The sequence below is a fragment of the uncultured Peptoniphilus sp. genome (genome assembly GCF_946998875.1).
Lineage (GTDB): Bacteria > Bacillota > Clostridia > Tissierellales > Peptoniphilaceae > Peptoniphilus_A.
The window spans coordinates 1-7,610 of the sequence record NZ_CAMQAY010000037.1 but is presented as its reverse complement, the minus strand read 5'-3'; the positions used below and the strand labels follow the sequence as shown (position 1 = coordinate 7,610).

Here is a 7,610-nt window from a genome sequence, read left to right as displayed (position 1 = left end):
GGCATTGAAGCAGAGATTGACGAAAATGGATATGTCTATGGAAAAATTCCTGGCAGGGTAAAAGCCAAGAAGACTGTTGGTTTTATTGCTCACATGGACACTGCTCCCGACATGAGCGGTAAGGATGTAAAGGCAAGGGTCATTGAAAATTATGATGGCTGCGACATAAAATTAAATGAGGACTTCACTACATCTGTCTCTGATTTTCCCTTTTTAAAGGACTTAAAGGGTGAGACAATCATAACAACTGACGGTACCACACTCTTAGGTGCCGACGACAAGGCTGGAATTGCCATAATTATTTCTGCTGTGGAAGAACTTTTAAGAGACAAGGATGCCAAATATGGCGACATAAAAATTGCCTTTACACCTGACGAAGAAATCGGCAGAGGTGCCGACAAGTTTGATGTAAAAAAATTTGGGGCAGACTTTGCCTTTACAGTTGACGGTGGACCACTTGGCGAGCTTGAATACGAAACCTTTAACGCAGCTTCAGCAAAAATTGAAATCCAAGGCAAAAATGTCCACCCAGGTTCTGCCAAGGACACCATGATAAACTCACAGCTAATTGCCATGGAATTTAATTCAATGCTCCCAGCAGGCGAAAGACCTGAATACACAGAAGGCTACGAAGGCTTTTCACTCCTTCTTGGCATAGAGGGATCTGTTGAGTTTACAAAAATGAACTACATCATAAGAAATCACTCAAGAGAAAAGTTTGAAGACATGAAAAAATTATTTGAGGAGATAGCAAATTTCTTGAATAAAAAATACGACAAGTGCATAAAACTTGAAATCAAGGACCAATACTACAACATGAGAGAAGTTTTAGAGGACCACATGGAAATCATTGACCTTGCAAAAAAAGCCTTTGAAAAATCTGGCGTCACTCCAAAAATTGGCCCAGTAAGAGGCGGAACTGACGGCTCAAAATTATCCTTTATGGGTCTTCCCACTCCAAACATCTTTACTGGCGGCTACAATTATCATGGTCGCTACGAACTTGTAAGCCTTGACCAAATGCAAAAGTCCAAGGAAGTTGTAAAAAATATAATAGAGCTTCTAGCTGAATAAAATTTGTATTAACATTAGAAAAGACCATCACAAGCATGATGGTCTTTCTTTTTAAATTAATTTTCGCTATTTACTTTTTCATTATTAGCCTTATTTTCATTAGCAGAAGTAGAGTCTTCTTTTTTCACAGCCTCTTCCTTTAACTTATCCCTAAGCTCTTTGTCTCTAATTTTTTGCTCAATAGCTGCTCTTTCTTCCTCTGTCATATTCTTAAGCTCTTCTTCAGTATAATTTAAGTCTTCTTCACTTGCTTCTGGCGCCTTATCTCTCAGTCTTACAAGTTCAGAAGCCTCATACCTTGCACTTTCTTTGTCAACAAAATATAAAGGTGAGCCCTTTTTAGTAGTGCCCTCAACAGTTTTCATTCCAATATTTTCTCTGTCGAGAGTTACACCATAGTAGGCAAGATAGGAAAGCTGACCGTAATTCATGTCTGTCTCAACATGTTTATTGGCAATGGAAACTAGCCTTGGAAGTTTTAAAAGCATTTTAGGTGACTTCATCTTGTCAAAAATTTTCATGATAAAATCTTGTTGCGCCTTAATCCTGTCAAGGTCCTGGTCCTTGTAAATTTTTCTAATTCTAAGATACTTAACTGCGTCATCACCATCTAATAAGTGAAGTCCCTCTTCAAAATTAATTTCAAGTGGCGGTATAGTTGAAGGGTCTGTGTACTTATAGGCAGGTGTGTAAACTTCCACTCCACCAATAGCATCTACAAGCTCCTTCACTGCGTCATAATTAACTGTAACATAATGGTCGATCTTTACTCCCATAAAGTCCTCTACACTTGAAACTTGAAGATCAATACCTCCACGCGCATAAGCTGCATTCATCCTATAATTGTCGTAGCCCTTTAACTTGTAGTATGTATCTCTTGGGATGGATAAAAGTCTAACTCTGTCGTACTTTGGGTCAATGGATAAAAGCATAATTGTGTCGGCTCTCTTGGAATCTTCGTCCTTTTCATAAGTCACTTGGCTGGAGTCAAGTCCAACTAATAAAATATTTACAATGTCCTCATTGTCATTAAAGACAGTAATTTTTTCTGGCTCCCTAGCTTCTTCTTTATTAATAAAATTTTTATTGTCATCTAATTTCTTTCCCCTTGGCATAAACATAAATGTAAGTCCCAGTGCTCCAAGGAGGAGTATAACTGTAAGGAATACAAATATTCTGTAAATATATTTCATATTAACCTCCTAAACTAAGTCTATATAAAAAGTCCCAAATTTTCAATACTTTTTACTTACATGATATTGTGAATTTACTTTGGGTAAAAGATAAATATGAAAATATTATTAGATGCAGACGGTTCACCAGTGCGTGAAATATGTGAAAGGCTCTGCCAAAAATACTGTGCAAGGCTTCTCTTGGTAAAAAATTACAGCCAGGACTTCTCCCCAACTTATGGCGAAGTCATTAGCGTTGACATCTCCAAGGAAGCAGCTGACATATACATTGCCAATCATGCAAAAAGTAAAGACCTGGTCATAACAAATGACAAGGGTCTATCTTCCCTTGCCCTTTCAAAAAAAGGCAAGAGTCATGGACTTCCAGGGTAACTTCATAGATGATGAAAACATAGTTGCCATGCTAGAGAGCCGTCACTTTAAGAGAAAAATGCGAGAGAGACAAATTTATTTTAATATTGCAAAAAGAGATAATAGTGCCGATGATGATTTTTATAAGGCCCTAAATAAATTTTTGGAGGAAAATAATATGCTTACACTATTTATTTCAAGCCTCTGCCCAGACTGTCCACCTGCAATTGCAGCAGTGAAAGAAAAAAATTTGGATTGCGAAATTGTAGATATAACGGCATCAATGGCAAACTTGAAGAGATTTTTAAAGGAGAGGGACTTCTCCGAAGACTTTGACGAAATTGTTGAAGAAAATCGCGTTGGCGTTCCTGCACTTAAGCGCGACGACGAATTTTACTTTTTTGATGGAAACTTAGATGAATTTTTAGAGGGATAATATGGATTTTAATGAATTTAAAGAATTGGCGAAAAAAAGAGAGTCATGTCGAGACTATGACCCAGATAGAGAAGTTGAAATAGAAAAAATTGAAGCTTGCCTTGAGACTATGAAGCTTGCACCATCAGCTTGCAATGCACAGCCCTACTACTATTACATTGTCCGCGGCGACGATGCCAAAAACCTTTCAAAATATTTTCAACTTGGCAAGATGAACTCCTTTACCAAGGACGCAGCTGCCTTTGCCATTGTCACAGAAGAAAATTACAACCTTTCTGCCAAGATTGGCTCAAGCGTAAAGAATCAAGACTACAAGTCCATTGACATAGGAATATCTGCTGCCTACTTTACAGCAGAAGCAACAAGCCTTGGACTATCAACTTGTATAATCGGTTGGTTTGACGAAGAAAAGTTGCAAAAATTTTTAAAGACCAAAAGTAAAATTAGACTTGTAATAGCTCTTGGCTACGCAAAAAATGACGATTTGCGCGAGAAAAAAAGAAAGACATCTGATGCCCTATACAAAATAATTTCAGATTAACTAAAAAACTAGGTTCATGTGGACCTAGTTCTTTTACATTATGGGTTTGATGTAGCCAAGCTCCATGGCAGTGTTATAAGCCTCAACAAGGTTTTTCGCCCCAAGCTTTGCGTAAATATTTGCTATGTGATTGTAGAGAGTCCTTTCGCTTATGAAAAGTTTCTCTGCAATTTCTTTTTTTGTCATTCCTTTTACAAGTTCAGTCAAAATTTCTTCCTCTCTTTTTGTGAGAGCTTCGAAAAGGTCAGCGCATTGATCTTTAGATAAAATTTTTTCATCTCTATAGACTCTTTCTAGCCTTTCAATTAATTCATCCACTTCCACAGACTTGTTTATAAAGTCTCTGGCGCCCTTTTCCTCTGCTTTTCTTTTGTAGTTAATCATGTCATAGGAAGTCAAAATTACAACTTTTTTATTTTTGTCAAAGTCATAAATTTTATCCAAGATGTCAAAGCCCGTCTCATCTCTCTTTAAATTTATGTCCACAAGAAAAATGTCGTAGTCCTTTTTCATTTCAGCATAAAATTTTTCCACTTCATTTGTGTAAAAGCAGGCGATTCCCCTTTCTTCCAAGAGGAGCCTTAAGCTCTCGCCAAAAATTTTGTGGTCATCTAATAAAAGAATCTTCATCTCTAAACCTTCTCAATCTTATTTTTGTGTAAAGGGTCCTTCCTCTGTCCTCGTAGGCAATTTCGCCTTCATTAGATGAAATTAGCATCTTCAAAAGGAGAACCCCCCTCTTTGAATCCTCTATATTTTTAAAGTCCTCATGAGCCATGCCGTCGCTTTCCACTTCCATAATTATAAAGCCTCTATCTTCATAAAGCCTGTAAAAAATATAGGTGGCCTCTGAATGCTTGTAGATGTTGTTGACAAGCTCCTTGGTGATTAGGGCAATTAATTTTACTTCCTCGCCCCTTAAATTTTCTAAGGCACTTGAAATTTTCTTGTCAATTTTTGTAGTCTTATAAGGATAAAGACTTGCAACATTTTCAAAAATACCATGAATATTTTCTTCCATGCCAAAGTCTTCAAAGAGACTTGTCTGATAAAACTTCATAATTTTCCTAAGTCTTTCATTTAATTTTGTAAGCAAGTCGCTTGCCTCATGGACCTTGGGCTCTTTTAGGCTCAAATAATTTTTGGCAGCAAAAATATCTTGTAGGACCTCGTCATGGATAAGCCTTACAAAATTTTCCCTTTCACTTGCCATATACTTAGAGATATAGAGTAATTTAAAGGTCTTGTCGTAGACATCCTCTCTGTCCTTTAAAAATAACAAAAAGAAAAGGCAGCAGGCAAAAAATATGACCTGATTAAAAATATTTATTACAAGGACATCAAGGTCCAAGAGATAAGTTAAAAGCATAATCACGCAAATGAAAATTCCCGTAAAGACCTGAGTCATCTTTTTTGAAATTGGAAGAATACTTATGTAAAAAGTCTTATCTATTTGCAAATTTTTCACTATATAAAAAATTGAAATCCCTAGTCCAAGACCAAGGAAAATTAAAAATTTAAAATTTTTATTTAGGGCAAGGGCAAAAAATAAAAGTGATACAAAAATATAAAGAGCATCTAGTTTTTTATCCCCTTTTTTTGTTATCTCTGCGTAGATAAGTCCATAAATAATTAAAATTAATATTGTGGAAGTAAAATTTATTATTGGCGCACTACTTATTGCGTCGCCAACTTTATAAAGGTAGCACCAATAAAAAATCAGGGCGGCATGTGAAATTATTATTTTTAAAATTCTCTTCCCCATCAAAAGTAAGTCACCCCAATCCTTTCTTTGCTTGTATTTATTGCCACAAAAATATTTGCAAAAATTAAAATTAAAAACTTGCTTATCAAGTACAATTTTATCACAGAAGTGAAAATATAAATATTAGTTGAGACTATTAGTACAAGGCCTCCAAGAAAAAATATCTTCTTTTGGATCCCAGACATCTTGTTCATATTTTCTGTATTTAAAATTTTTAAAATTAAAAAACTTGTGTAAAGGCAAGCTGTAAGTAGAAAGTTTAAAATTTCAAGGACCCCAATCCTTGTCTTCACGCCAAAAAATATTAGGGAAGGCAAAAGCGTAATGAGGCTTGAAAAAAATAAGCTCCCAAAATATTTTTCTAGCAAAAATTTTATGGAGACGCCATTGGCAAGAAGAAATTCTAATTTTTTTCTTGCCTTGTCTTCTTGGAGGGTCCCCTTGGAAAATTCTAAAGAAAAAATTAAAAACAAAAGAGAAATTCCTTCCACTCTCATAATTTTTGAAACTTCTTTCATTGAGTCTGCTGAAAAATTTGAAAGAAATGTGAAAACCAGACCAAAAAATGCCATTAAAACTGCATTTTTGTCTAAAATTTTTTTAAGATCAATGGCAATTAATTTTAAGACCACTCTGAGCTCACCTCCATTACATTTTCATTTTCCAATTTTCTAACTTGGTAAAAAGAATAAAGTCCTAAGCCAAGACCAATAATTACATTTGCAAGAATTAAAAATAGGCTTAAGTCCAAATTTATATGGTCTAGAAATTTTAGAATCCTCCCAGAAAAATTTCCCAATAGATAAATCAAAAGACTCGTGCTAAAGAAAACTATATTTTTGAAAAACTTAAAATTCTTCCTATACATTGCCTTTATGTTAAGAGTCAAGATCAAAAAATAATGAAGGATGATACAAGTTAGGTAAAGGACGATAAAGGATTTGTCCAAGTCACAAATCACATAAGTTCCAAAAAAAATTATGAATGAAGCAAGAGATGAAAGCCTCCAGTTTTCTATTGAATATGCCTTTATTATCTCTCTTACATCGAGTCCTGTCCCCAATAAAAACTCCAACCTGCCACTTAGCTTGTCCCTGAGACTTAAATTTACAAGAATAGTGTTGGATCCAATTATTCCAAAGCCAAGTATAAGGGCATAGGTCATCAAGATGATAAAATCCTCTCCCCTTGCCCTAAAGAGAAACTTATAGAGGGCAAATAAGTAGGCAAGGGCAAGTAGGAAAAATAAAATTGTGTTGATAGTCACTTCTTTGTCCCTAAAGATTATGTATCTCGTAGCCTTGTTTAAAGCCTTGTCCTTCATTTTGACCCCTCCTCTATAAATAAATCCTCAAGATTTTCTCCAAGCTCTGAAATTTCTCTGGTGAATAAAATTTTTCCATCCTTAATCATGGTAACTTTATCTGCAACTTTTTCTATCTCTGATAAATCATGAGAGGTGATTACAAGAGTCTTGCCCTCATCCTTTAACATGGAAATAATTTTTCTTATCTCTACTCGGGAAATTGGATCTACACCAGAAGTTACTTCATCTAAAAAAATAATTTCTCTATTCATCAAAATAATTATTAGAAGACTTAGCTTTCTCTTCATGCCCTTGGAGTAGGTGGAAACTTTTCTACTTAGGTCATCTGTAATGCCAAGTAGGTCAGAATATTTTATGTAATTTTCCTTATCTACTCCAAAATAAAGAGAGAAGATATTTATATTTTCCATGCCAGTTTTTTCCTCATAGAGGTAGTCATTTTCAAGTAGCATAGCGTAGGAACCCTTGACTTCCACATGGCCTTGGCACTTATAAATGCCCGTCAAAATCCTCAGTAGGCTTGTCTTTCCTGACCCATTTGGTCCAACAAGGGCATGGACAGTATTTTTTTCCACAGAAAAAGAAAAATCACAAAAGAGTTTTTTGCCCTTAAAATTTTTCTCAATATTTTTTACAAGTATTATGTCTTTCATATTGCCTCCTCACTTTGCAAGTCTCCTGTGATTTTTATTTTTCTATTCTATTTTTAATTTTAAATTTAAAAATTCAAAAATTTTAAGATGCAGCCCAAGACTGTCAGGATGAATCCCAAGTATTTTTTCTTCTTTTTGTCCTTATCATCGAGAGAACTTGCAAAAATATAAATTCCAACAAATATAATAATGTCTGATAATCTAAAGTGTTTCATTTCTAACTCCATTTTAATTTTTTATGGTCATAAGTTCATGAGTAATAACTGCAAA

General features: G+C 34.9%; 11 protein-coding genes. 4 read left to right on the top strand and 7 right to left on the bottom strand.

The window, feature by feature from the left end; translation table 11 throughout:
- The coding region (gene pepT, locus Q0U74_RS07375) for a peptidase T (RefSeq protein WP_297393757.1) at window positions 1-1,074 on the top strand (1,074 nt) is incomplete at its 5' end.
- Window positions 1,075-1,130: 56 nt separating this feature from the next.
- On the opposite strand, the gene Q0U74_RS07370 is transcribed toward pepT, so the two are convergent.
- Window positions 1,131-2,267, bottom strand: coding sequence for an LCP family protein (locus Q0U74_RS07370; RefSeq protein WP_297393755.1), 1,137 nt, complete (start codon window positions 2,265-2,267; stop codon window positions 1,131-1,133).
- 96 nt (window positions 2,268-2,363) lie between these two features.
- On the opposite strand from Q0U74_RS07370, the gene Q0U74_RS07365 reads away from it, so the two are divergent.
- From Q0U74_RS07365 to Q0U74_RS07355, 3 genes are read left to right on the top strand one after another with little or no spacing between them, the layout of a single operon-like run.
- Window positions 2,364-2,639, top strand: coding sequence for a DUF188 domain-containing protein (locus tag Q0U74_RS07365; RefSeq protein ID WP_297393754.1), 276 nt, complete (start codon window positions 2,364-2,366; stop codon window positions 2,637-2,639).
- Window positions 2,623-3,054 carry a glutaredoxin domain-containing protein gene (locus Q0U74_RS07360; protein WP_297393752.1) on the top strand — a complete coding sequence of 144 codons (432 nt, stop codon included), beginning with the start codon at window positions 2,623-2,625 and terminating at the stop codon, window positions 3,052-3,054. Before Q0U74_RS07365 ends, Q0U74_RS07360 begins: the two co-directional genes overlap by 17 nt.
- 1 nt (window position 3,055) lies before the next feature.
- Window positions 3,056-3,595, top strand: coding sequence for a nitroreductase family protein (locus Q0U74_RS07355; protein WP_297393750.1), 540 nt, complete (start codon window positions 3,056-3,058; stop codon window positions 3,593-3,595).
- A gap of 33 nt (window positions 3,596-3,628) precedes the next feature.
- Here Q0U74_RS07355 and Q0U74_RS07350 read toward each other — a convergent pair whose 3' ends face one another.
- From Q0U74_RS07350 to Q0U74_RS07325, 6 genes are all read right to left on the bottom strand, one after another.
- Window positions 3,629-4,225: a response regulator transcription factor gene (locus Q0U74_RS07350; RefSeq protein WP_297393747.1), complete on the bottom strand. Its 597-nt coding sequence runs from the start codon at window positions 4,223-4,225 to the stop codon at window positions 3,629-3,631.
- Window positions 4,203-5,360, bottom strand: coding sequence for a hypothetical protein (locus tag Q0U74_RS07345; RefSeq protein WP_297393745.1), 1,158 nt, complete (start codon window positions 5,358-5,360; stop codon window positions 4,203-4,205). Before Q0U74_RS07345 ends, Q0U74_RS07350 begins: the two co-directional genes overlap by 23 nt.
- Entirely contained in the window at window positions 5,360-5,992 is a 633-nt protein-coding gene (locus tag Q0U74_RS07340; RefSeq protein WP_297393743.1) for a hypothetical protein, read from the bottom strand. Before Q0U74_RS07340 ends, Q0U74_RS07345 begins: the two co-directional genes overlap by 1 nt.
- Complete coding sequence (locus Q0U74_RS07335; protein WP_297393741.1) at window positions 5,983-6,684, bottom strand: hypothetical protein; 702 nt, start codon at window positions 6,682-6,684, stop codon at window positions 5,983-5,985. The genes Q0U74_RS07340 and Q0U74_RS07335 overlap by 10 nt, the downstream gene beginning before the upstream one ends.
- The gene (locus tag Q0U74_RS07330) at window positions 6,681-7,340 is read right to left on the bottom strand and encodes an ABC transporter ATP-binding protein (protein WP_297393739.1); all 660 of its coding nucleotides are present in this window, start codon (window positions 7,338-7,340) and stop codon (window positions 6,681-6,683) included. Before Q0U74_RS07330 ends, Q0U74_RS07335 begins: the two co-directional genes overlap by 4 nt.
- A 65-nt stretch (window positions 7,341-7,405) precedes the next feature.
- Window positions 7,406-7,555: a hypothetical protein gene (locus Q0U74_RS07325; protein ID WP_297393737.1), complete on the bottom strand. Its 150-nt coding sequence runs from the start codon at window positions 7,553-7,555 to the stop codon at window positions 7,406-7,408.
- Window positions 7,556-7,610: the final 55 nt, after the last annotated feature.